We start from the raw sequence: 24,065 nt of genomic DNA, 5'->3' as shown, positions 1-24,065 counted from the left end.
AGTACGGCTAAGCCCGTAAAATGCAATACCTACCCCCAAAAAAATCTCGGGGAAAGCGGTTCAGCCCCTTTTACTGCTATTTTTGGCGTGCAGCAATCCGCTCAACATCAACCTGTTTTACCCCCTTCGTCGGCATGAAAAAAAGTATAGGCATCTGCCTGTGTGCTCTGTTTCTCGCGGTACTTTCCTCTCCGCTTGTTGCCCAAACCACCGTCTCCAGTCCTGCCCAATTTCTGGGTTATGCCATCGGCGAACGCTTTACCCCCCACCATCGCGTACTCGACTATGCCCGTCAGGTGGCCCAGCAGGCCCCAAACCGGGTACGCTTTATCAACTACGGCACCACTTACGAAGGCCGCCCGCTGGCCGTGGTGATCATTGCCAATGAGGCCAATATGGCCCGCCTCGAGGAAATCCGAACCGACAACCTGCGCCGGATCGGCATGCTCGATGGCAAACCGTCGGGGAAAACCATCCCCAGTATTCAGTGGCTGAGCTACAACGTACACGGCAACGAAGCTGTTAGTTCGGAAGCGTTTATGGAGGTGCTCCACGGACTGCTGGTGCCGGCGCAGGCCAGAACGCCGTTTCCCGTTTCGCCCAAAATTCTGGAAACCAGCGTGGTCATTCTCGACCCCGGTCTGAACCCCGACGGCCACGACCGCTACGTGAACTGGTACAACCAGATGCATGGCCGCGTGGGCGACCCCAACCTGTTTGCGCGGGAACACAACGAACCCTGGCCCGGTGGCCGCTATACCCACTACTATTTCGATCCAAACCGCGACTGGGCCTGGCAAACGCAGGAAACGACCCAGCAGCGCATGGTGCTTTACCAACAGTGGATGCCTCATCTGCACGGCGATTTCCACGAAATGGGCCTCGAAAGTCCGTATTATTTCGCCCCGTCGGCCAAACCGTATCACGAAGACATTACACCCTTTCAGCGGAATTTTCAGACCATCGTTGGGCAATATTGCAGCCGGTATTTCGACAAAAACAACTGGCTCTACTACACCCGCGAACGCTTCGACCTGTTCTACCCCAGCTACGGCGACACGTACCCTACCTACAACGGCGCCATCGGCATGACCTACGAACAGGGTGGCAGCGGCCGGGCGGGCGTAGCGGCCCGTAAGGCCGACGGCGACACGCTCACGCTCCGGCAGCGCATTGACCACCACGTGGCTTCGTCGTTCGCCACGCTCGAATCGGTAGCCGACCGGTCGGCGGAGGTGGTGACCGAATTTGGCAATTTCTTTGACCGGGCGCAGCGCACGCCGGTAGGTGCCTACAAGACGTATGTGGTGAAAAGTGGTGGTGACGAAGGCAAGCTGGCTGCCCTCCGCCAACTGCTCGACCGCAACAACATTCGTTATGGTATGGCTGGCCGGGCCATCACGGTGGGTGGCAACACCACATCGCGGAGCAAAGGCTCATCGGCAGACGGGGTCTATAATTATTTCACCCAGAAGGCTGCCAAAACTGTGTCTGTTGCCCCGGAAGACCTGGTAATCAGCGCGTTTCAGCCGAAATCGACGCTGGTGAAAATTCTGTTTGAGCCTACCACGGCGCTGGAGGATTCGATCACCTACGACATCACGGCCTGGTCGCTGCCCTACGCGTATGGCCTGCAAACCTACGGCCTCAACACCCGCCTCGACCCCGTAGCCATGCCCGCGTCAACAACGGTCACGGCCACTGCCGCAACCACCGACCGGCCCTACGCCTATGTGGCCCGCTGGCAGTCGATGCCGTCGGTGCAGTTGCTGGCGCAGTTGCTGGCTAAAAAGCTGAAAGTGCGGGCTGCCGAAAAGCCTTTCGAAACCGACGGGCAGACCTACGGCGCGGGTACGCTGCTGATTACGCGGGCGGGCAATGAACGCCTCGGCGGCCGGTTCGACGAGATTGTGCAGCAGGAAGCGGCCAAACTAAACGTAAAACTGACACCCATCAAATCGGGCTTTGTTACGAAAGGGTCTGATTTTGGCTCCGACTTCATCCTGTCGCTCAAAGCGCCCCGGGTAGGCGTGGTGTCGGGCGAGGGGCTGACGGCCACGGCGGTGGGTGAGGTGTGGCATTACTTTGACCAGGAGCTGAAATACCCCGTCAGCCTGATCAACGGTGCCGACCTGGCCAACGTCGACTGGCGGCAACTCGATGTGCTGGTGATGCCCAATGGGTATGGCTACAGCCGGATTTTGAATGAGCGCGTGCTAACGGCCCTGCGCGAATGGATCCGGGCGGGTGGAAAGCTTATCGCCATGGAAAAAGCCATTGGGTCGCTGGTAGGTAAAGAGGGCTTCGACATCAGGGAGAAAGAAGACAAGAAAGATGAAGCCCGCAAAGGTGGCAAAGAAAAAGCCCTGACCGACTCACTAAAAATTTACGCCAGCCGTGAGCGTGAAGCTGTCTCCGACGAGACGCCAGGCAGTATCTACCGCCTCCACCTCGATGCCACGCATCCGCTGGGTTTCGGCCTGACAACCAACTACTACACCCTGGTGCTGGATGCCCACAACTACGACATTTTGAAAGACGGCTGGAACGTGGGGTATTTGAAAGATAGCGACTTAGTGGCTGGTTTCGCCGGAAAAAACGCGAAGGAGAAACTGAAACAAACGCTATCGGTTGGGGTGCAGGACCTTGGCAAAGGGCAAGTCATTTACCTGGCCGATAACCCGCTGTTCCGGGGCTTCTGGTATAATGGCAAGCTGCTTTTTGGTAATGCTGTATTTATGAGTTCGTATTGAGTCTAAAGTTTAAAGTCTAAAGTCTAAAGTCTAAGGTTTAAAGTTGGCTGACGCGAGAGTACGCCTGCGTCAGCCAACTTTAAACCTTAGACTTTAAACTTTAGACTTTAGACTTGATAGTGATATTTCAGTCCCCTGCGTCTTTACTACAGCAGTAGCCTAATTGCTTTCCAGTTCAGGTACTCCCAAACGAACGTTTTATGAATCCATTTCAGATTAAAGAAGCCCCTGTGGTCTACGATGTGGCTATTGTTGGGTCAGGTGCAGGCGGCGGCATGGCAGCCTACATGCTGGCCAAAGCCGGTGCGAAAGTGGTGCTGCTGGAAGCCGGTGGCTATTTCGATCCCGCCGACCCGAAATACATTACGCAGCTAAAATGGCCCTACGAATCGCCACGGCGCGGCGCTAACACAACCCGCCCGTTTGGTGATTTCGACGCGGCATGGGGCGGCTGGCAAATCGATGGAGAACCGTATTCGGCCAAGACCGGTACTGAATTTCACTGGTTCCGTTCGCGGATGCTGGGCGGACGGACCAACCACTGGGGGCGTATCTCGCTTCGGTTTGGCCCCGACGATTTCCGGCGTGGCTCGCTGACAGGTGTGGGCGACGACTGGCCAATTACGTATGAAGATGTGGCTCCCTACTATGACCGGGTTGATAAACTCGTTGGCGTATTTGGGTCGAAGGAAGGCATCCGCAATGAACCGGACGGCCACTTTTTGCCACCGCCAAAACCGCGCCTGCACGAGTTGATGATTCAGAAAGCAGCCAAGGGAATTGGTATTCCGGTGATCCCGTCGCGGCTGGCGATTCTGACAAAAGCCATCAACAATGAGCGTGGACAGTGTTTTTACTGCAATCAATGCGGCCGGGGTTGCCAGGCCTACGCCGACTTCTCGGCCTCGTCGGTATTGTGTATTCCGGCCATTAAAACGGGTAACGTGACCCTCATCAACGGGGCCATGTGCCGCGAAGTGACTACCGACCCCAAAACGGGCCTTGCCACGGGCGTGAGCTTTGTGCATACCGGCACCATGCAGGAGCATACCGTACGGGCCAAGACCGTGATGCTGGGTGCTTCGGCCTGTGAGTCGGCGCGGATTCTGCTCAACTCGAAGTCGGCGCTGCACCCCAATGGCCTGGCCAACAGCAGCGGCGTAGTCGGCAAATACCTCAACGACTCAACCGGTGCTTCGCGGGGTGCTTTCGTTCCCGCCCTGATGGACCGTGACCGCTACAACGAAGACGGCGTGGGGGGTATGCACGTATTTACCCCCTGGTGGCTCGACAACAAAAAACTCGATTTCCCGCGTGGCTACCACATCGAATATGGTGGTGGCATGGGCATGCCGGGCTTCGGCTTTGGTTTTGGCACCGAAAACATGAACGGAAAGTACCCCACCGCCAACGGTACTATGAAACCGGCCGGTGGCTACGGATCGGGCCTGAAAGAAGACGTACGCCGGTTCTACGGGGCCTACGTACACATGGCCGGGCGTGGGGAGCCGGTGCCGCTGGAGAGCAACTACTGCGAAATCGATCCCGACAAGGTGGACAAATACGGTATTCCGACCCTACGGTTCAACTACAAATGGTCGGATTATGAGGTGAAGCAGGCCAAGCACATGCAGGATACGTTCGAGGAAATCTTCCACGCGATGGGTGCCATTCCAATGGGTAACAAGCCTGGCCCGGAAACCAACCACGGCTACGGACTGGAGGCTCCCGGCAAGATCATTCACGAAGTAGGCACGGTACGGATGGGTAAAGACCCCAACAAATCGGCCCTGAATGCTTACCAGCAAGCCCACGACTGCAAGAACCTGTTTGTTGTTGACGCCGCCCCCTTCGTGTCGCAGGGTGATAAAAACGTGACGTTGACTATCCTGGCCAACTCCATGCGCACGTCTGAATTTGTTATCGATCAGGTAAAGAAGAAAAACATTTGACCCTGAACTTTCTCATGAAACGTAGAGACACACTAAAAGCCCTTGGTTTTTCCGGAATTACCTTCGGTTTGGCCGTTGGTCCCGCTGAGGCAGGCGTACCATTGCCCCCCGACAAGAAGGTGCCCCTGAAAGTACCGGGAGGAAGACAGCCGTTTGAGGCAGAGCGCGATGTCAAGCTCCATGCCGACAAGTTTTTTACGCCCCAGGAACTGAAAACCGTCACCCTTCTGTCGGACATCATTATTCCGGCCGACAGCAAATCGGGCAGTGCCACGCAGGCAGGTGTACCGGCCTTCATCGAGTTTATGATGAAAGACGTTCCCGCCAACCAAACGCCCATGCGCGGTGGTCTGGCCTGGCTCGACAACACCTGCCGCAAACTATACGGCAAGCCCTTCGCCGACTGCACCCGTGCGCAGCAGATCAACATGGTTGATCAGATCGCGTACCCGCAGAAAGCAAAGAAGGACATGTCGCAGGGGGTGGCGTTTTTCAACATGATGCGCAACTTCGTGGTCTGTGGCTTTTACACCAGTAAAATCGGCATTGAAGACCTCGGCTACAAAGGCAATACCCCCAACCAATGGGAGGGCGTGCCCGAACCCGTGCTGAAGAAGTTTGGGTTGAGTTATACCTAGAAGCAGGAAAGCAGGAAAGGAAGAAGGGAGGAAAGGGTGGCTGACGCACGAGCAATTTGCTGGCGTCAGCCACCCTTTCCTCCCTTCTTCCTTTCCTGCTTTCCTGCTTTCCCTTCTATCTTTGCCCCGTATGGAACAACGAACCCTATTTCAGCGCCTGAGGCCTCATTTGCTCTTTGTTTTCGGGCTTTTCCTGCTCACATCCATCTATTTTTTTCCCGCCTGGGAAGGCAAGGAACTCGCGCTGCAAGATGTACGGACGGGTAACGCCGCCACCATGGAGTTGCGCCATTACAAGGCAGAAACCGGTAAATACCCCAACTGGACCAACGCCCTGTTTAGCGGGATGCCCGGCTACCTGATCGCTTCGGAGTACCCAAATACATTCATTGGTACCGCTGCTGCCGCTGTGCTGCGCATTTTTCCCCGCCCCGTCGACGTGGTGTTTTTGCAGATGGTGGGCATGTATATCTTGCTCGTCGTGCTGCTCCGGAATGGTACAGTTAGTCGAGTGGTTAACAGTGTTAGAGTCGCTGAGGATAAGATAGTTGACAATAACGTGCCTTTGTCTGGCACTACACGGGGCTGGCTGGCTGCCATGGGTGCTGTAGCCTACGCCTTTGGCTCCTGGAACATTCTGAGCATAGAAGCGGGTCATATTTCAAAGGCGCTGGCACTGGCCTATGCGCCGGGCATTTTGGCTGGGCTGGTGCTTTGCCTGCGGGGCCATTACTGGTCGGGTGCGGCGGTAACGGGCTTGTTTGCCTGTCTCAACATCAGCGCCAACCACGTTCAAATTACATTCTATCTTTTCCTGTGCGTCGGGTTATACGTGCTGATTGAGGGTATTCGCCTGTTTCGGGCGGGGCTGGCCAAACAGTTCATCATGGGTCTGGTCATTTTTGGCGTAACCACCGGACTGGGTATGGCTACGTACAGCAAGCGGCTGCTGATTTTGAATGAATTTTCGAAAGAAACGATCCGGGGTAAGTCGGAGTTGACGGCCAAAACAACGGCCGTTGCGGCTTCACCGGGTCAGCCTGCCGTAGCCGAAACGTCGGGCCGCGCCAGAGCCACCGACGGACTGGATGAAGATTATGCCTTTCAATACAGCTACGGCATCGGCGATGCGCTAACCCTGTTTATCCCCAACCTGTTTGGTGGCGGCTCGGGTGGACTGACCGAAAAGTCGGAACTCTATAACGCGCTGGTAAGCCGGGGCTACCCCGCCGAAGATGCACTGGTGGCCGTGTCGCAGCAAATACCCGCCTACTGGGGCGACGAATACGGCATTGGCGGACCGGCCTACGCCGGGGCTATTGTCGTGTTTTTGTTTATCCTGAGTTTATTTATCAGTACGGGCAACTTGCGGTGGTATCTGCTGGCATCGGCAGCGTTTATGCTGGTTCTTGCCCTGGGCAAAAACATGATGGCTATCAACGGCCTGCTGTTCAACTATTTCCCGTTCTTCAACAAGTTTCGGGCCGTTACGATGGCCCTCACGCTGATGCAACTGTTTCTGGCGGCTGGGGCTGCTTTGGCGGTATATACGGTGGTGGCCCGGAAACCAACCTTTGCCGACATTAAACGGCCGCTGCTGATTAGTTTCGGTCTTACGGGCGGTCTGGCCCTGCTGCTGGCCCTGGTGGGCGGAAGTCTGCTGAGTTTCCGTGGCCCCAACGACGCGCAACTGTTTGGGCCACAGGGAGGCGACCTGGTGCAGGCGCTGGTCAACGACCGGATTGGCCTGATGCGGGCCGACGCGTTCCGTACATTCTTCTTCGTCGCCGTGGCTGCTGCCCTTATCTGGGCCTATGTGAGTGGTCGATTGAAAGCCGCGTTTTTCCTGCCCCTCCTGTTTCTGTTCCTGACTGTCGACATTTATTCGGTGGCAAAACGGTACATCAACAACCAAAGCTTCCGGTCGAAATCACTGGTAGATGCTGCTTTTGAGGAAACCCCTGCCGATGCGCAGATTTTGCAGGACAAGTCGCTAAGCTACCGGGTGTTCGACAATACGGGCGATTTTATGAGCGATAATCGGCCCTCGTACTTTCACAAGTCGATTGGCGGGTATAATGCGGCTAAATTGCGGCGGTACCAGGAGTTGATACAGTACGGTTTCCGGACTGGCAACGCCGACAACATTCTGAACATGCTGAACGTGAAATACGTGATCGCGGCTCAGATGGACAGCACGGGCCGGCCCGTGGGTGCCCCGCAGGCGCAGCAAAACCCCAACGCGCTGGGCAATGCCTGGTTTGTGCAGCGCATACAGCAAGTACCCAACGCCGACGCTGAAATGGCCGCGCTAAAAACAGCAGATCCGCGCACCACCGCCATTGTAGACCAACGCTACGCCAATCAGCTAAGCGGTCTGCCCGCCACGCTGTCGCCCGCCGGAACAATTGCACTGACGGCCTATTCGCCGGACAAGATGACTTACCAAAGCGACAGCCCAACGGAGCAGGTAGCGGTGTTTTCGGAGATATTCTACCGGGGCAACGACGACTGGAAAGCCTATATCGACGGCAAAGAAACTCCCCACTTCCGCACCGACTACGTGCTGCGTGGCCTGCGCATACCCGCCGGAAAACACACCATCGAGTTCCGCTTCGACCCAAAAACCGCCGCCATTGGTAACACCCTCGATTTGATTGCCAACGTGGGGTTGGTCCTGCTGCTCATCGCCGGTCTGTATTTTAGCCTTCGGGGGAGTGCTGGCAACGCTACTGCGGAAAAGGACAAAGTGGGAGCAAAGGCGTAGGGCGCGAGAATCAGCTAATGGACTACGACGGTAAACTGTTTCGCATCGTTTCCAATACAGACAATGGCGAAACCTCATCCGCTACGTTTTTTCGCTATCACCAGGATGGGGATCGGCTAATTGGCTCGTACTGTGGTGGGGTAATTGTAGACGGTTCATTGGCCGGGACGGTGGATGATGCAGGCGTACTCACTTTTCAGTATCAGCACGTCAACACGGATGGCGAAACCCGAACAGGTACTTGTCGGTCGGTGCCGGAAACATTGCCCACCGGTAAAATCCGGTTGCACGAAACCTGGCAGTGGACGTCAGGCGATGGCTCAGCGGGGGCGTCGGTGATAGAAGAAGTTTGATCTATGCTGTTCCGTCTGGCACCAACGCCTTCGGGGTTTTTGCACATCGGCAATGCCGTGAATTTTGTGCTGACCTGGCTGGCCGCCAGGCAACTGGGCGGACGGTTGCTGCTGCGCATTGACGACCTCGATGCCACGCGCAAACGCCCCGATTATGTGGTCGATATTTTCGAAACAATTCATTGGCTCGGTCTCGATTATGACCTCGGCCCGGCTGATCCCGACGATCTGGATAAACAGTGGTCGCAGTGGCACCGGCTGGATCGGTATGCAGAAACGCTGGAGAAGCTGCGCGAAGTTAACGCCTTGTATACCTGCTCATTATCCCGACACCAATGGCAGGAACTGGACGCTACAGATAACTGGCAGTCACTGGATCGAACGGGCGACTTATTCCATGAAGAAGACATCGCCTGGCGGTTTCGGGCACCGGGTAACGGGTCGGCAGATTTTGTGGTTCGTCGGCGAGATGGGTTGCCTGCCTACCAGATCGCTTCCCTTACCGACGATCAGCTACATGGTGTCACGCACATCATCCGGGGGCAGGATTTGGCTGAATCCACCACCCGACAGGCGCAGTTAGCCAAGGCGTTGGGCTGGACCGATTTTCTGGATACAGCCATCTGGCACCACCCGTTGCTGCTGGACCAGTCTGGACAGAAAATGAGCAAATCAGCTGGTCATGGGCACAATGGGCCAACATCGGTGCGGGCAATGCGGGAGGCCGGTGAAAACCCCAGTCGCATCTTCGAAGCCGTAGCTGAGCTGCTCCAATTGCCTTGCGAAACATCTGTTACGCTGCCTCAACTGCTGACCTGTTCAATCGATTGGGACGTATTTTTTAGGACCATAGGCACTGTTAATAAACCTTAAGACACGAACCAGATAAACAGAAGGGGTCGTTGGAGGTTAAAAGAGAGTCGATAGTCAATAGTCGTCAGTCGATAGTCGGCTGATGCGAAGAAAGTTTGTGCACCGAGTCTTGCTATGTCGAGGCATCGGACCGCAACGACAATTGACTATCGGCTTACAGACTACGACCATTTTATGCAGAACTACACCATACTCTGGGCCGACGATGAGATCGACCTGTTGAAGCCCCACCTGCTGTTTCTGAAGAACAAAGGCTACGACGTTACCCCTGTCAACTCCGGTGCCGATGCGTTGGAAAAAGTAGAGCAGGAAAAATATGATCTGGTCCTCCTCGACGAGATGATGCCCGGTATGACCGGCCTCGAAACGCTCTCGCAGATTAAGCAGATGCGGCCCAACCTGCCCGTGGTGATGGTGACCAAGAGCGAGGAAGAGCATATCATGGAAGAGGCTATTGGTGGTAAAATTGCCGATTACCTCATCAAACCCATCAATCCAAATCAGTTGCTGTTGTCGCTGAAAAAAAACCTCGACAACAAACGACTGGTGACCGAGCGTACCAACATCGGCTACCAGCAGGACTTCCGGAACCTGGCCATGCAGTTTAACGACCGTATGGATTTCAATGAATGGGCCGACGTGTATAAAAAGCTCATTTACTGGGAGTTGGAACTGGACAGCGCGCAGGATAACAGCATGTCGGAGGTGTTGAACATGCAGAAAAGTGAGGCCAACGCCAACTTCTGCAAGTTCATCATGGAGAATTACGAAGACTGGCTCAACGACCCCAAGGGTGATAAACCCCTGATGTCGAATCAGTTGATGCGTAAGAAAGTGTTCCCGCTGCTGAATACCACCGAGACCGGACCTCCTTCGGCCCCGTTGTTTTTTATCCTGGTTGATAATCTCCGCTATGACCAGTGGAAAGTGATCGAGCCACTGATCACGGACTTTTATACCGTCGAAGAAGAGTCATCGTATTATTCGATTCTGCCCACAACCACCAGCTTCGCCCGCAACTCGATCTTTTCGGGACTTATGCCGAGCGAGATGGAGAAGCAGCACCCCGACATCTGGGTGAATGATGACAATGAAGAAGCCGGCCTGAATAACCACGAAGATGAATTTCTGAAGCGCCAACTCGACCGGGCGCGATTGAACATCAAGTCGTCGTACCACAAAATTCTGAACGTAAACCAGGGCAAAGCACTGGTCGACAACGTGAACAACCTGATGCAGAATCAGTTGAACGTGGTGGTGTATAACTTCGTGGATATGCTCAGTCACGCCCGCACCGACATGGCGATGATTAAGGAACTGGCCCCCGACGAGTCGGGCTACCGGAGCCTGACCCGCTCGTGGTTCCTACACTCGCCGCTTTTTGAACTGATCAAAAAGATCGCTGATAAGGGTGGCCGCCTGATTATCACCACCGACCACGGCATGATTCGGGTGCAGAAACCGGCCAAGATTGTGGGCTACCGCGAAACGAACACGAACCTCCGCTACAAGCAGGGCAAGAACCTCGGCTTCGACGATGCGCACTTGTTTGTGGCCCGTAAACCCGAGCGGTTCTTCCTGCCAAAGCCCAACGTCTCGACTGCCTACGTGTTCACGACAGAGTATTACTTCTTCGCCTACCCCAACAACTATAATTACTACGTCAACTACTACCGCGACACCTTCCAGCACGGCGGCGTGTCGCTGGAAGAGATCATCATCCCCTTCGCGTACCTGACGCCGAAGAAATAAGGGAGTGGGCCTGCGTGTATACCCCCCGCCCTAAAGGGTGCCTTGCTTGCGCCAGCATATTCCTTCGGCATTGCTGCTCCTGCGCAAGCAAGGCACCCTTTAGGGCGGGGGGTATACACGCAGGCCCACTGCCACTTTCCTATGGCACCATTCTTGTTTTGGGTCAATTTGCTGGCTTCCTGTTGCCGGTATTACCCATGTATAAACGACTATTAATCCTGTTGTTATGCCTGCCTTTATTGAGCAACGCACAAACACTTAATTTCTTTGGCCAGTATCCACAATACAGCCAAACCGGGCCGATTTCAAAGCGGCTCAACTACCAGCTCTTTCTCTCGTCGACAATCGACGCGCTAGCGCAAACGATTGACAATCAGCGTTACCCGGCTACAAATCTGCAGGTTTATGCACAACCAAGCCTGCTGTATACTGTATCACCGCATGTACAGGTAGGACTTGGCTATGCCTACGTGTCGCATAACCTGTTTGGCATCCGCGTGAGTGAAAATCGGGTCTGGGCGCAAACGATGCTGACCCATGGCATTAGCCAAACGACGCTGAAGCTGAACCACCGTCTGCGATACGAAGAACGATATCCGTTTCGGGAATCGACGCAAAAGTGGTCGCTGGCGCAATTAGCCCGCTATTATGTGGGTGTCACCCTGCCGCTATTTGATGCGAAGAAAAGTAAAACCGGCTTCTATGCGGCGGTTTCCAATGAGGCCTTCCTGTGTTTTTCGGGTGCCAAAAACGGCCCTGTCAGCGCTAAAAATGTGTTTTACGGCGAAGATTGGGTGTATGGCGGTATTGGCTACAACACGGGCAAATGGGGAAAAGTCGAGCTGGGATACCAGTATCAGGATCTGGTGCGCAACCCCGCTCAAGACCACCGACATCTGCATTTGGTACAGGTGCAATGGGCGACCAATTTCAGCCTTACCGGCATCGCCGACTGGTTGCTAACGCCGCCTTTCTAAGTAGATACTGTAGCCCTGGCCTGCTAATTGCTCTATATTTAATGTCGAGCAGTTAACTGGATTATGCTATATTTGTTCTGCTCATTTTTACAATTAAATGAAACGCCTGCTTAGTCTCACCTTTCTGGCCCTTCTGGTCTACCATACGCTGGCAACGGTGTGGGTGTCTGTAGGGGTGTGGTGGCAGGAGCGGCACGATCTCACTGAAAGCCTGACGGTGTACTCGTCGGTCGATAGTATGGTCGAGTTTCAGGTGGTGCTGGGCAATCAGCAGGCGCAGGAACTAGCGCAGCAAACAAGCGAAGACGGGTTTGCCTACCACGGCAAATTTTATGACGTCGTCAGCGTTGAACTTCGGGGCGACACGCTGCACATTGCCGGGTTGCAGGACAAGAGCGCTAGTTTTTGGCAGCAGGACCTGCTCTCATTCGTGAAGCAGACTATCGGCACGCATGCCCAAAACGATACCCAGAAGAAAGCAGGGGCTTTTCTAAAACTGCTGCTGAAAGAATATCAGCTTACCGACCGTATTACCATTACGCCTCATTTCCTAACCTGGCTCGCCGACGTTCGCATTGCCGACGCGCCCACCCATGTACTCACCCGCGCCCTCGCGGTGATGTCGCCCCCTCCACGGGGCTGAACGCCTGTTTTCTTCTTGCCGGAATGTCATTGCGCTGATCGTCAGGGGTCATGCGTATTCGTTCACGTACACTACTCCTACTGGTGAGGTGTACCTGCGCTTACGTTCACCCACTGCACCACGGTAATCGCTCCGGCCAATGCCGATGCCCACACATGGCCCGAAATGGGGCACCCTGTTGCTGGCTAAGGCAAGGAAATCATTCGTTCATCATTCCCGACATCATTTCACCGTGAATACATCTTTATGTCGCGTAGGGCTGCTGGCCTTATGCTTATCGCTGCCTACCCAACTGATCCATGCACAGGGGTGCGTAGCTGTTCGTCACATGAGTTGCGCCGCGCCCACGGGTTCGTCGGCCGATTTTTTCAAGCAACGCACCGGCCACTGGCAGGTATCGGCGGGGTATCGCTTCTTTAATTCGTACAAACATTTTGTGGGCGACGTAGAGCAGAAGCAACGCGTGGAACAGGGCACACAGGTCATCAACACCTCTCACGCCCTCGATTTGGGCATCACCTACATGCCGTCGCTGCGGTGGTCGGTGTCGGTCAACCTGCCGATCCAGAATAACGACCGGTCGTCGCTCTACGAACACTACGGCAATGCGGTAGCTGCTAACCCCGACCAACTGCGGTTTCATACCAAGTCGCAGGGCATTGGCGATCTACGGATTTCGGGCAACTACTGGCTCGTGAATCCATATAAGCTGCCCAAAGCCAACGTGGCCCTGGGCCTGGGTGTGAAGCTGCCCACGGGCAATTACGCCGCCACCGATAATTTCCACCGCCGCACCAAAGAAGGCGCCGACTATACCATCAACAAGCCCGTGGATCAGTCGATTCAGTTGGGCGACGGACGGGTAGGTTTCAGCCTGGAAGCGCAGGGTTACTGGCAGTTGAGCAAAAGCCTGACAGCCTATGCCAACGGGTTTTACCTGTTTAACCCCGCCGCCACCAACGGCGTAGTACGCAGTCCGGAGGCCACCTCGATTGACCTCGTAACGGGCACGTTTTCTGTGGCCGATCAGTTTGCGGCGCGGCTGGGCGTGAGTCAGTCGGTCCGGTTTATTCCCGGTTTGGCCGTCATGCTGGGCGGTCGGGTAGAGGGCGTTCCCGCTATCGACGCCATTGGCAGCAGCACCGGTTTCCGTCGCCCCGGCTACATCGTTTCGGTTGAACCAGGGCTGGCTTACATGAAGGGCAACTATTCTGCTGCGCTTACTGTGCCAGTGGCCGTATACCGCAACCGGACCAAAAGCTACGCCGACCGGCTGGACCCGCTGGGCATCAAACAGGGCGACGCTGCTTTTGCCGATTACCTCATTTCGTTTAACGTTTCCCGCTGGTTTTAACTTGTCGGCAACCGGGCACTCATAAGCGCCCGGTTGCTGCACCACCTATCATGAAAAAACACTTTTCATTGGCTGCATTGGCCCTTTTGCTGGCCGGTCCGGCATTGGCGCAGATGCCACAGGATGCTATATACATGCCCAAAAAGACCATTTGCACCGCCCTTATGCTGGGCAAAAGCGACTGGAACTGGTATTGGGAGAACACACTGAAACGTGAGAACTATAACATTGGCCGGCATACTACGCAAAGCGCCACGCTGATGGTGGCCGCCGGACTGAGCGACCGGGTGAACCTGATTGCCAGCCTGCCTTATATCAGCACCAGCACCAGCGCGGGCAATTTGCTGGGCCAGAAAGGCTTTCAGGATCTGTCGGGCTGGTTAAAGATCAATGCCGTCCGGTACAAAGGATTTTCGCTGCACACCATCGTGGGGGCTTCCATTCCCGTGTCTGACTACGTGCCCAGCTTCCTGCCGATGTCGATTGGCATGGGGGCCAAAACGGCGTCGGGCCGGTTGCTGGCCAATTATAAGCACTCGCCAACGGGCCTCTATGTTACTGCCCACGGCACCTATACCTGGCGTGGCAAAGTGCAACTCGACCAGGATGCCTACCAGTTCGACGGCAAGATCTACAATACCAATCAGGCTGCTTTGCCCAACGCCATGGACGCGGCCGTGCGGCTGGGCATCCTGAAGCGTACGTTCCAGACAGAAGTGTTTGCTGAGCGGTTTGCCTGTGTGTCGGGCGATAACATCCGGCGCAACGACATGCCGTTTCTGACCAACAATATGCAGGCGACCACCGTGGGTTGGTATGGCAAATACCAGCCGCATAACGTGGGAGTCAACGCCCGTGCCAGCTACGTTACGGATGGCCTGAATATGGGTCAAAGCACATCATTCATGCTCGGCCTCCTGTACCAGTTCAACCTGTAACAATTACTCATTCCCGCCTTGCCTATGTAGGCGCGGATTAATGTCCAGAACAGATGAAAAATTTACATAAATTACTTATTGCCAGTACGTTGTCGATGGTGTTTTTATCCTGCGACAAAACCATTGACGAACCGCAACGCGTAGGCTACACACCCGCTAGCGTTGATGACAAGGCGGGTACATGGAAAACGTATGTGCTCACCGCACCCACCGACGCTACCCTGGCAGTCCCCTCGTCGACGAGTTCGGCGGAGTACCAGGCGGAGCTGACCGACCTGAAATCGCGGTCGGCGAATTTGAGCCTCGATCAGCAGGAAGCGGTAGTGTTCTGGGGTGCCGGGGCGGTATATCGCTGGAATGAAATCGCCCGTGAACTCGCCGCCCGTTACAACGTGCCACCCGCCTCAAACGCCGACGGTAAGTACCCCGTCCCTGACGCCACTAACCCTACCGCCGACCCGAAGTTCCCGTTTGCCAACCCGCCCTACACGGCTCGTGCGCTGGCGTATCTGAGCGTGGCGCAGTACGACGCGCTGGTGTCGGCCTGGAGCTACAAGTACAAGTTCAAGCGCGTGGCCCCCTCAAAAGTGGATGCCACGGTCCGGGTAGCCCTGCCAACGTCGGCTCTGCCCTCATACCCCTCGGAAGATGCGGTTGTAGCGGCGGCATCGGCTACGGTGCTGAAGGCGATGTTTCCGGGCGAAGTCGCGTTTATCGATGCCAAAGTGGCGGAACACCGCAACAGCCGCCTTTGGGCAGGTATGAACGTAGAAAGTGATCTGGCTGCTGGCGTAAGCCTGGGTTCACAGGTAGGAGCGAAGGTGATGGCCCGCGCCAAAACCGACGGCATGAGTGCTGCCAATAACCAATCCGTAACAGCCGCCCTGATCGAAGCCGCCAAAGCCCGTGGTCAAACCGAGGTGTGGGTAAGCCAGGAAACGCCCGCCCGTCCACCCATGCTGCCTAACTACGGCGCGGCCATCAACTGGAATTTTGATGCCGCAACTAAGGTGAAACTGCGCCCCAACCCGGCACCGCTGCCTGGCTCAGACCAGTTTAACAAGGAGCTGGCCGAACTGCAGGCGATGCAGAAAAACCAAACCCGCGAGCAGGCTCGTATTGCCAACTACTGGTCTGACGGCCCCGGCAGCTACACGCCCCCCGGCCACTGGCACCGTGCCGCCGCCAACGCCGCCCACGAAGCCAAATTCAGCGAGGTACGCATGGCCCGGACATTGGCCTTGGTGGGTACTGCTATCCATGACGCAGGTGTTTGCTGCTGGGAAACAAAGTTTTACTACTACACCCCCCGCCCCCAGCAGTACGGCGTAAAAACGTCGATTGGCCTGCCAAACTTCCCCAGCTACACGTCGGGCCACTCTACGTTCTCGGCAGCGGCAGCAGCCGTGCTCGGCTATGTTTTCCCCGACAAAGCCGATATGTTTACGGCACAGGCCAGAGAAGCTTCAGAATCAAGGGTTTATGGCATGATCCATTTCCGGTCTGACTGTGAAGCCGGCCTCGTCTGTGGCAAAAGCATTGGTGGTTATGCCGTTGTTCGTGGCCAGGCTGACGGGTCGGGGCTCTGATTGATGTGTGAATTGTGAATGAGTAAATAAGTGAAAAGGCGAACGTTTGCGTTATCCGCTGGTGCGGTCGGCGTAAACGTTCGCCTTTTCGTTGTAGCATGAATTGATCCATTATGAGCCGTAAACTGCTATTCTGGGCCTGCATAGGGCTATTCGGCCTGATTTTGTTCGAGGCGGCGCGGGTGTATTTTATCATGCCGTTTCCCGGCAGTCAGCTCGACGATGCGGCCAATGCTGATCGGGTGGCGGTAGCGTACTGGCTGCATGGGCACACGACGTTGCTGCGTGTGCTGGCCGTTTTGGCGGTGGCCTACCCGGTGTTTTTGGTGATGATGAAACCCGCCCGGTTGAGGCATCGCTGGCTGGTGGTGACTCTGCTACTGGCCTACGCCGGGGTGGTCTACCTGGTCAACACCGAGATGATGGCCGACCAGATGTTCAAACAACCCGTAACGAAACGGCTACTGGCGCTGGACCAGAACAAAATACCTGTGAACAAGCTGGTGCTGGGCGTGGTGGAAGGGACCGAAGCGCGGGCGTACCCGCTGCAACTTGTTGGGTATCACCATCAGGTGCGCGACACGGTAGGAGGGAAGCCCATCATGGTTACCTACTGCACCGTTTGCCGCACAGGCCGCGTGTTCGACCCAATTGTTGACGGTAAAGCTGAAACGTTCCGGCTGGTGGGCATGGACCATTTCAACGCCATGTTTGAAGACGAAAGCACGGGGTCGTGGTGGCGGCAGGCTACGGGCGAGGCCATTTTGGGGCCGCGCAAAGGCCAGACGCTGACCGAATTACCAGCCCGGCAGATGACGTTGGCTGAATGGTCATCAGAACACCCGAATACGCTGGTGATGCAGCCCGATCCGGCGTTTAAAGCAGAAATCGACAGTTTGGCCACGTACGACCTGGGCACGAAGCGGGGCAAACTTACCGGTCGGGATTCGGCCTCATGGAAACCCAAATCGTGGGTAGTGGGTGTGGTGGCTGGCAACGCCGCGAAGGCCTTCGACTGGAACGAACTGGTGAAAAAACGGGTGATCAACGGTCAGGTAGGCACCGAACTCGTGCTGATCACGCTGGCTCCCGATAAGCTCAGCTTCGGCACCTGGAGTAGGACGGTTCAACAGAAAACGTTGACGTTTTCACCTACCCCCGACGGACAGTTTACTGATCGTGAGACCAACTCTATCTGGAACCGGCAGGGTACCGCCGTAAGCGGCCCCCTAACCGGTCAACGCCTAACCCCGGTCCGTGGTTACCAGGAATTCTGGCACTCATGGCAGAGTTTTCACCCTGAAAAATAGGTTTAAAGTCTAAAGTCCCATGTGGCTGACGCGAGTGTATTCACGCGTCAGCCACATGGGACTTTAGACTTTAAACCTATTTTTCTAATATCCGTCGTTCTGCTTCAGCGCGGGGTTCGCATTGATTTCGCGGTTGGGAATTGGCCAGAGCGCCTGATTGGGATTCCAGTTAGCAAGGCGGGTGGCCGCGCGACCCGTGCGAACCAGGTCATAGAAGTAGTTGCCCCCCTCAAGGGCCAGTTCAAGGCGGCGTTGCAGGAAGATTTCGTCACGCATCAATGACTGGCTGGCGGCAGTAGTGGCCGAAACCGGTGTTAACCCCGCCCGCGTACGAATCTGGTTCACCAGAGTTACCGCCGTAGCCAGGTTAGCATCGCCTCCCAATTCGTTCAGGGCTTCGGCGCGGGTCAATAGCACTTCGCCTAAGCGGATCATGATGATATTGTCATCCTGGGTGCTGATGCGGTAATACTTGATCTTCGAGTCGAACGAGGTAGTCAGGATCGCGCGGGCATCGGTGGCTGAATACGACGTGGCCAGACTGGTTGATGGACGAACCTCGTTCCGGCCACCGCGCGCCGTTGAGAGCAAGAAAAACGCCAGGCTGTTCTGATTCGTGGGGTCCTGTTGCAACTCCCAGATTGACTCAGCCGTATTTTTCGCTTCGAACAAATCTGTGAATTTTGGCACGAGTGAATAGCCTGTTGACGCTTGCTGAGCAAATGAAGCGGCATCAGCCCATTTCTGTTGGTAAAGGGCCACTTTCGCTTTCATCGCCAACGCGGCGGGCTTTGTGGCCCGGCCCTTGCCAGCGGCACCCGCATAGGTAGCAGGCAGCGAAGCAATAGCTTTGTCGAGGTCAGCATTGATCTGGGCGTACACATCGGCTGCTGGTGACTTAGCCACCTGGAGAGCTGATGACACGACCGTAGTGGGTTGTGTAATAATTGGTACACCGCCCCATAGCCGAACCAGCGTAAAGTAGTAGAACGCCCGCAGGAATGTAGCTTCAGCCACAACAAAATTCTTGTTGTCGGCACTGAAGGTAGGGTCCGTGATGGTAGGCACTTTGGCGATCACATTGTTGACCCGGTTCACGCCGTCATAGAGAATATTCCAGGCGTTGGTCACCTCAGCGTTGTCGGTGAGGATAGACCGGTTAGCAATTTGCGCGAACGACGGAAACGTACCCGTGTGGGTCAGGTTACCACCTTCCAGATCAGGTAACAGGGTAAGGCGCGTTCCATAAGCATTGGCCGTTTGCAGGGCGTTGTAGGCACCATATAAAGCTGCCTGCGCCGTGGTAGCGTCATTGATTGCCGTTGCCGAATCGAGACTGGCTTGGGGAGTCTGGTCAAGCACATTGCAACCGCTCAGGGTAGTCAGAATAGCCAGCCCGACAATTGATTTTTTATAGGTCAATTTCATGAAATTAGTTTGTTTAGAAACCCAGGTTTAACCCGAACGTAACCGTGCGGGCCTGTGGGAACGTGAGGAAGTCAGTACCCAGGGCGGTGCTGCTACCTGAGAAGGTATTAACCTCTGGATCAAGACCGCTGTATTTGGTGAACGTCAGCAAGTTCTGGCCTTGTACATATGCCCGAATGCTCCGCACCTTCAGGCGTTGCAACACGCTTTTAGGTAGCGTGTAGCCCAACACTACGTTTTTGATCCGGCCATACGAACCATCCTCCAAGAACCGATTCGACGTGCGACGGTTGTTGTTGGGGTCGGCGTAAACTGCGCGGGGTACGTTCGTGTTCGTATTGGTGGGCGTCCATCGGTTTAGTACTCCGTCTGTCTGGCCGAAGATGCTATTCATCCCTTCTGAGAATGCCTTGGTGTTATTATAAATATACCCGCCGCTCACAAACTGATAGAAAACACTCAGGTCAATACCAGCATAGGAGAAGGAGTTGGTTACGCCGCCAAAGAACTTAGGTTGCGCTGAACCAAGGATTTGCTGGTCGTCGCTGGTGATGCGTCCGTCGCCGTTGATGTCTTTGAAACGGATATCACCGGGGCTGGTTAGGGCCGACTGGTACACGGCGCCTGTACCAAATTTGGCCACGGCGGCAGCGTTGGCAGCGGCAATCTGGTCCGTAGACTGGAAAATGCCGTCGGTCACGTACCCCCGAAATGAACCGATTGCCTCACCCGCTGCTACCCAACTGGCAAAACCGGCGGCGAAAGGCGGTACACCATCGGCCAGCGACAGCACCTTGTTACGGTTGAAGGCAATATTGGCATCAGTCGTCCAGCGGAAGCCGCCCTTATTGAAATTTTGTGAGCTGAGGCTAAACTCAAACCCTTTGTTTTCCATGCTGGCCGAATTTTGCACAAAGTTCGTGAAGCCAGATGAGGATGGAATGGGTCTATTTAGCAGCAGATCGGTGGTGTATTTATAATAATATTCGGCGGTGAAATTAAAGCGGCTTAGGAAACCAAAATCGATGCCAATGTTCGACTGGGCCGTTTTTTCCCATTTTAAATCGGGATTTGCGATCTGAGTGGGTGCCGTTCCAGGGCTTTGCAGGTATCGCACGTTATTACCAAACTGGTCAGACACACCATAAAGACCGAGCGAACTGAAGTTGCCAATGTTGGCATTACCCGTCAGTCCGTAACCACCCCGGATGTTGAGGTTAGTAAGGACCCGCTGGTTTTTCATAAACGGCTCCTCAACAATGCGCCAGCCCGCCGATACCGAAGGGAATAGACCGTAACGATTATTGGCTCCAAATCGCGATGAGGCATCGTCACGGACACTCAACTGCAACTGGTAGCGATTTTTGTAGTCGAAACCCAGTCGGGCAAAATATGATTGGAAACCCCACGACGTACCGCTCGACGATGCGTCGCTTTTAACGGAAGCTGCAGAAAGCCGCGTAATCGAGTTACCAGGGAAGTTCGTCGCTTGGGCTAATACACTCTCGAAGGTCGACTGTTGCCACGACGCACCGGCCAGCGCATTGATAGACAAGTTACCACTTAGAGCCGTTTTGCGATAAGTCAGATAGTTTTCGGCCAGCCAGTTCAGATCTTGGGCCGACCGGGCAATACCTGATCCATTGGCACCCCGGCCAATGAGGGCCGTAGAGGGGTTAAACTGGTCTTCGCGGAAGTTGAGGAGATCGAGTGAAGCCGTTGACCGCAGCGACAGACCTGGTACGAACGGAATCTTCCAGTCGAGGTAAGCACTGCCCAGAGTACGTAGTTCAACACCCGTAAGCTGGGGCAGGGTAGCCGCCGCCAGTGGGTTTTCTACTGACGAAACCGGGTCGCGGGCAAATGATCCATCGGCGTTGCGCACGGCCACGTCAGGAGCCAGCAGCACTGCCGTTGAGAGCACGCCGTAGATATTGTTGTCGTTCTGAATTCGGTTGCTCACCGACCGGCTCAGGCTCAGTTTAGCACCTACCGTCAGGCTCTTGTTCACGGTCTGATCTACGTTGACCCGGGTGCTAAGGCGATTAAAGCCTGACCCCAGAATGATACCCTGCTGGTCGAACCGGCCTGCCGAGACGTAAAACTTCGTCCTTTCGTTACCGCCCCGCACCGATAAGTCGATCTGCGAAATGGGTGCCTGTCGGAAAATTTGGTCATACCAGTTGGTGCTGGTTGTTACGGTGCTGGGGTCGTTAAACTGCGAGGCGTCGCGAAATTTGTTGGCGTCATCGCCATCGCCGAAAATAGCAGCCGTCAAGTCGCCGTATGTAGGCCATGAGGTGCCGAATGCCACGATGTTGCCCGCTGCATTCTTAGGATAGCGGTTTGTTACCATCTCGTTTAGCAGACCGTCGAACTGAGGGCCGGTGAGGGGCGTAAACCGCTTCCAGGTATTCTGTTGGCCGTATGTAGCGTTCAGGTCGATCTGCGTAGCACCCGCTTTACCGGCTTTAGTAGTGATCAACACCACACCATTGGCGGCCCGTGACCCGTAGATAGCTGCCGCAGCGGCATCTTTCAAAATTTCAAATGATTCGATATCTGACGGGTTAAGGTTTGAGAGTGCGTTCTGCTGTGAGTTACCCACGCCAATACCCGAATAACTGCCCGTGTTGATAGGAATTCCATCCACTACATACAGCGGTTCGTTACCCGCCGAAATTGAACTGGCACCCCGGATACGCACAGCAATGCCACCACCGGGTGTACCTGAGCTTTGGGTAACCTGCACCCCTGCTGCCCGGCCCTGAAGGGCTTGCTCAACACTGGTGATGGGCAGGTCGCTGATCTGTTTAGCATTAACGGTTGAAATTGAGCCAGTTACCTCTCTTTTCAACTGGGTGCCATAACCCGTTACTATAACCTCGTTGAGATTCGTGGCATCAGCCTGAAGTATTGCGTTGACCGTAGTCCGGTTGTTGACCGCTACATCTTGAATCACGTACCCAATGAAACTAAAGACGAGTCGCCCATCGGCGGGCACCGTGATCTGGTACTTACCGGTGGCGTCAGTGCTGGTGCCACGGGTTGTTCCTTTTACCTGTACGCTCACACCGGGAAGGGGTGAGCCGTCGTCTGATGAAGTGACGCTGCCAGTCACTGCTACATCCTGTGCCATGGCAGGCACAACAAGAAGTAACAGCAACAGCCAGCTTCCAAGAAAGAATTTGTTCATAGAAGTTTGACGATAGAGTTTGTTTGGTTTGTTTGATTAAACGGCTGCAAAACTATTTAATGAAACCGTAACATAGGCGGTTTGTTTGGCAAAAAGCCTAAATTCGCCAATAAATATTTTGCAACTTTAAATTGACTATTTACATGAGTATCTATTCTCAAATCGGTTTATTCGCTGCTTCAATAGGATTTTTCTGTGGTGTTATAAATGACGTTCAAGCGCAGAGTATACCTATAAAGGCCCGTATTGACCAGATGGCTACAGCCATTGAGCCAAAGGTGGTTGCCTGGCGGCGCGACTTCCATCAGAATCCCGAACTGGGCAATAGAGAACTGCGTACCGCAGGCAAGATTGCCGCCCACTTACATGCACTGGGCATCGAGGTGCAAACGGGTGTAGGAAAAACCGGCGTGGTTGGTTTGCTCAAGGGTGGCAAACCCGGTCCGGTGGTGGCTCTCCGCGCCGATATGGATGGCCTGCCCGTGACCGAGCGGGTGAACCTCGCCTTCAAATCGACGGTCACGACCGAATACAATAACCAGCAAACGGGGGTGATGCACGCCTGTGGGCATGACAGCCACGTGGCCATGCTGATGGGAGCCGCCGAAGTGCTGGCGTCGATGAAAGCCGATTTGCCCGGTACGGTAAAGTTTATCTTTCAACCCGCCGAAGAAGGTGCACCCGTGGGTGAAGAAGGGGGTGCGCAGTTGATGGTGAAAGAAGGCGTACTGGAAAACCCCAAAGTTGATGCCATTTTCGGGCTGCACATCAACTCGCAAACAGAAGTAGGCACGATCAAATACCGGCCCGGTGCCACCATGGCCGCCGTTGATTCCTACGCCATCAAGATTCGGGGGAAGCAAACGCACGGGGCCGCCCCCTGGTCGGGCGTTGACCCCATCGTGACGGCCGCCCAGGTAGTGATGGGTTTGCAAACCATTGTGAGCCGCAATCTTGTGTTAACCGATAACGCGGCCGTAGTGACGGTGGGTGCCATGCACGGTGGAATTCGCGAGAATATCATTCCTGAAGAGGCCAACATGATTGGTACTATCCGCACGTTTAGCCCGGAAGCGCAGCAGACGGTACACCGCCGCATCAACGAAATTGCTACCAACATTGCCGCCTCAGCCGGTGCCAAAGCCGACGTGAACATCAAGATTATGTATCCTGTCACCTACAACGATCCTACCCTGACCGACAGGATGGTTGGTACGCTGGAAGCCGTGGCCGGAAAAAACAACGTGAAGATCACGCCCGCCCAAACGGGTGCCGAAGACTTTTCTTTCTACCAACAAAAGGTGCCGGGCTTCTTTTACTTCCTTGGCGGCATGACGAAAGGCAAGAAACTAGAAGACGCCGCTCCGCACCACACGCCCGATTTCCAGATCGACGAAAGTGGCTTCACCCTCGGCGTCCGCACCCTCTGCCATCTGACGGTCGATTATATGACGAAGAAGTAAGGATTTACGAATTACGAATGACGATTTACGATTTTTGCTGACGCCAGCGGGCTAAAGCAAGCGTACGCTGGCGTCAGCA

Annotated in this window: 16 protein-coding genes; 14 read left to right on the top strand and 2 right to left on the bottom strand. The window is 55.1% G+C overall.

Features of this window, described 5'->3' with window-relative positions:
• Nucleotides 1-134 precede the first annotated feature (134 nt).
• The 13 genes from J2I47_RS06045 (at nt 135) to J2I47_RS05985 (ending at nt 17,899) form a co-directional block, all read left to right on the top strand.
• Nucleotides 135-2,753, top strand: coding sequence for a M14 family zinc carboxypeptidase (locus tag J2I47_RS06045; protein ID WP_207363646.1), 2,619 nt, complete (start codon nt 135-137; stop codon nt 2,751-2,753).
• 200 nt (nt 2,754-2,953) lie between these two features.
• Nucleotides 2,954-4,705 carry a GMC oxidoreductase gene (locus J2I47_RS06040; RefSeq protein WP_207363645.1) on the top strand — a complete coding sequence of 584 codons (1,752 nt, stop codon included), beginning with the start codon at nt 2,954-2,956 and terminating at the stop codon, nt 4,703-4,705.
• Between the two features lie 14 nt (nt 4,706-4,719).
• Nucleotides 4,720-5,343 (top strand): gluconate 2-dehydrogenase subunit 3 family protein, encoded by a 624-nt coding sequence (locus J2I47_RS06035; RefSeq protein ID WP_207363644.1) that lies wholly within the window; start codon nt 4,720-4,722, stop codon nt 5,341-5,343.
• A gap of 130 nt (nt 5,344-5,473) precedes the next feature.
• Nucleotides 5,474-8,110, top strand: a complete 2,637-nt coding sequence (locus tag J2I47_RS06030; protein ID WP_207363643.1) for a hypothetical protein — start codon at nt 5,474-5,476, stop codon at nt 8,108-8,110.
• A gap of 17 nt (nt 8,111-8,127) precedes the next feature.
• A complete protein-coding gene (locus tag J2I47_RS06025; RefSeq protein ID WP_207363642.1) occupies nt 8,128-8,463 on the top strand; it encodes an avidin-fold protein in 336 nt (111 codons plus the stop codon).
• Between the two features lie 3 nt (nt 8,464-8,466).
• Nucleotides 8,467-9,336, top strand: a complete 870-nt coding sequence (locus J2I47_RS06020) for a glutamate--tRNA ligase family protein (protein ID WP_207363641.1) — start codon at nt 8,467-8,469, stop codon at nt 9,334-9,336.
• A gap of 174 nt (nt 9,337-9,510) precedes the next feature.
• On the top strand, nt 9,511-11,088 hold the full coding sequence (gene porX / locus J2I47_RS06015) for a T9SS response regulator signal transducer PorX (protein ID WP_207363640.1): 1,578 nt from the start codon (nt 9,511-9,513) through the stop codon (nt 11,086-11,088).
• Nucleotides 11,089-11,285: 197 nt separating this feature from the next.
• Complete coding sequence (locus J2I47_RS06010) at nt 11,286-12,065, top strand: DUF2490 domain-containing protein (RefSeq protein ID WP_207363639.1); 780 nt, start codon at nt 11,286-11,288, stop codon at nt 12,063-12,065.
• 97 nt (nt 12,066-12,162) lie between these two features.
• Nucleotides 12,163-12,708 (top strand): hypothetical protein, encoded by a 546-nt coding sequence (locus tag J2I47_RS06005; RefSeq protein ID WP_207363638.1) that lies wholly within the window; start codon nt 12,163-12,165, stop codon nt 12,706-12,708.
• 259 nt (nt 12,709-12,967) lie between these two features.
• Nucleotides 12,968-14,062, top strand: a complete 1,095-nt coding sequence (locus tag J2I47_RS06000) for a hypothetical protein (protein ID WP_229374352.1) — start codon at nt 12,968-12,970, stop codon at nt 14,060-14,062.
• Nucleotides 14,063-14,112: 50 nt separating this feature from the next.
• A complete protein-coding gene (locus J2I47_RS05995) occupies nt 14,113-15,000 on the top strand; it encodes a hypothetical protein (protein ID WP_207363636.1) in 888 nt (295 codons plus the stop codon).
• A 53-nt stretch (nt 15,001-15,053) separates the two neighbouring features.
• A complete protein-coding gene (locus J2I47_RS05990; RefSeq protein ID WP_207363635.1) occupies nt 15,054-16,589 on the top strand; it encodes a phosphatase PAP2 family protein in 1,536 nt (511 codons plus the stop codon).
• Nucleotides 16,590-16,702: 113 nt separating this feature from the next.
• The gene (locus J2I47_RS05985; protein ID WP_207363634.1) at nt 16,703-17,899 is read left to right on the top strand and encodes a DUF3179 domain-containing (seleno)protein; all 1,197 of its coding nucleotides are present in this window, start codon (nt 16,703-16,705) and stop codon (nt 17,897-17,899) included.
• Between the two features lie 84 nt (nt 17,900-17,983).
• On the opposite strand, the gene J2I47_RS05980 is transcribed toward J2I47_RS05985, so the two are convergent.
• Entirely contained in the window at nt 17,984-19,327 is a 1,344-nt protein-coding gene (locus tag J2I47_RS05980) for a RagB/SusD family nutrient uptake outer membrane protein (protein ID WP_207363633.1), read from the bottom strand.
• 13 nt (nt 19,328-19,340) lie between these two features.
• Nucleotides 19,341-22,523: a SusC/RagA family TonB-linked outer membrane protein gene (locus J2I47_RS05975; RefSeq protein ID WP_207363632.1), complete on the bottom strand. Its 3,183-nt coding sequence runs from the start codon at nt 22,521-22,523 to the stop codon at nt 19,341-19,343.
• 143 nt (nt 22,524-22,666) lie between these two features.
• Between J2I47_RS05975 and J2I47_RS05970 the strand changes: the two genes are divergently transcribed.
• Nucleotides 22,667-23,986, top strand: a complete 1,320-nt coding sequence (locus J2I47_RS05970; protein ID WP_207363631.1) for an amidohydrolase — start codon at nt 22,667-22,669, stop codon at nt 23,984-23,986.
• Nucleotides 23,987-24,065 lie beyond the last annotated feature (79 nt).

It is taken from the genome of Fibrella rubiginis, assembly GCF_017353185.1.
In the GTDB taxonomy this organism is placed as follows: Bacteria; Bacteroidota; Bacteroidia; order Cytophagales; family Spirosomataceae; genus Fibrella; species Fibrella rubiginis.
This window is presented reverse-complemented; position numbering and strand designations above follow the sequence as displayed.

What these genes read in the sequence shown, in the direction of transcription:
- J2I47_RS06045 (WP_207363646.1), top strand. Translation starts at nt 135, where the DNA reads ATGAAAAAAAGTATAGGCATCTGCCTGTGTGCTCTGTTTCTCGCGGTA.
- J2I47_RS06040 (WP_207363645.1), top strand. Translation starts at nt 2,954, where the DNA reads ATGAATCCATTTCAGATTAAAGAAGCCCCTGTGGTCTACGATGTGGCT.
- J2I47_RS06035 (WP_207363644.1), top strand. Translation starts at nt 4,720, where the DNA reads ATGAAACGTAGAGACACACTAAAAGCCCTTGGTTTTTCCGGAATTACC.
- J2I47_RS06030 (WP_207363643.1), top strand. Translation starts at nt 5,474, where the DNA reads ATGGAACAACGAACCCTATTTCAGCGCCTGAGGCCTCATTTGCTCTTT.
- J2I47_RS06025 (WP_207363642.1), top strand. Translation starts at nt 8,128, where the DNA reads ATGGACTACGACGGTAAACTGTTTCGCATCGTTTCCAATACAGACAAT.
- J2I47_RS06020 (WP_207363641.1), top strand. Translation starts at nt 8,467, where the DNA reads ATGCTGTTCCGTCTGGCACCAACGCCTTCGGGGTTTTTGCACATCGGC.
- porX (WP_207363640.1), top strand. Translation starts at nt 9,511, where the DNA reads ATGCAGAACTACACCATACTCTGGGCCGACGATGAGATCGACCTGTTG.
- J2I47_RS06010 (WP_207363639.1), top strand. Translation starts at nt 11,286, where the DNA reads ATGTATAAACGACTATTAATCCTGTTGTTATGCCTGCCTTTATTGAGC.
- J2I47_RS06005 (WP_207363638.1), top strand. Translation starts at nt 12,163, where the DNA reads ATGAAACGCCTGCTTAGTCTCACCTTTCTGGCCCTTCTGGTCTACCAT.
- J2I47_RS05995 (WP_207363636.1), top strand. Translation starts at nt 14,113, where the DNA reads ATGAAAAAACACTTTTCATTGGCTGCATTGGCCCTTTTGCTGGCCGGT.
- J2I47_RS05990 (WP_207363635.1), top strand. Translation starts at nt 15,054, where the DNA reads ATGAAAAATTTACATAAATTACTTATTGCCAGTACGTTGTCGATGGTG.
- J2I47_RS05985 (WP_207363634.1), top strand. Translation starts at nt 16,703, where the DNA reads ATGAGCCGTAAACTGCTATTCTGGGCCTGCATAGGGCTATTCGGCCTG.
- J2I47_RS05980 (WP_207363633.1), bottom strand. Translation starts at nt 19,327, where the DNA reads ATGAAATTGACCTATAAAAAATCAATTGTCGGGCTGGCTATTCTGACT.
- J2I47_RS05975 (WP_207363632.1), bottom strand. Translation starts at nt 22,523, where the DNA reads ATGAACAAATTCTTTCTTGGAAGCTGGCTGTTGCTGTTACTTCTTGTT.
- J2I47_RS05970 (WP_207363631.1), top strand. Translation starts at nt 22,667, where the DNA reads ATGAGTATCTATTCTCAAATCGGTTTATTCGCTGCTTCAATAGGATTT.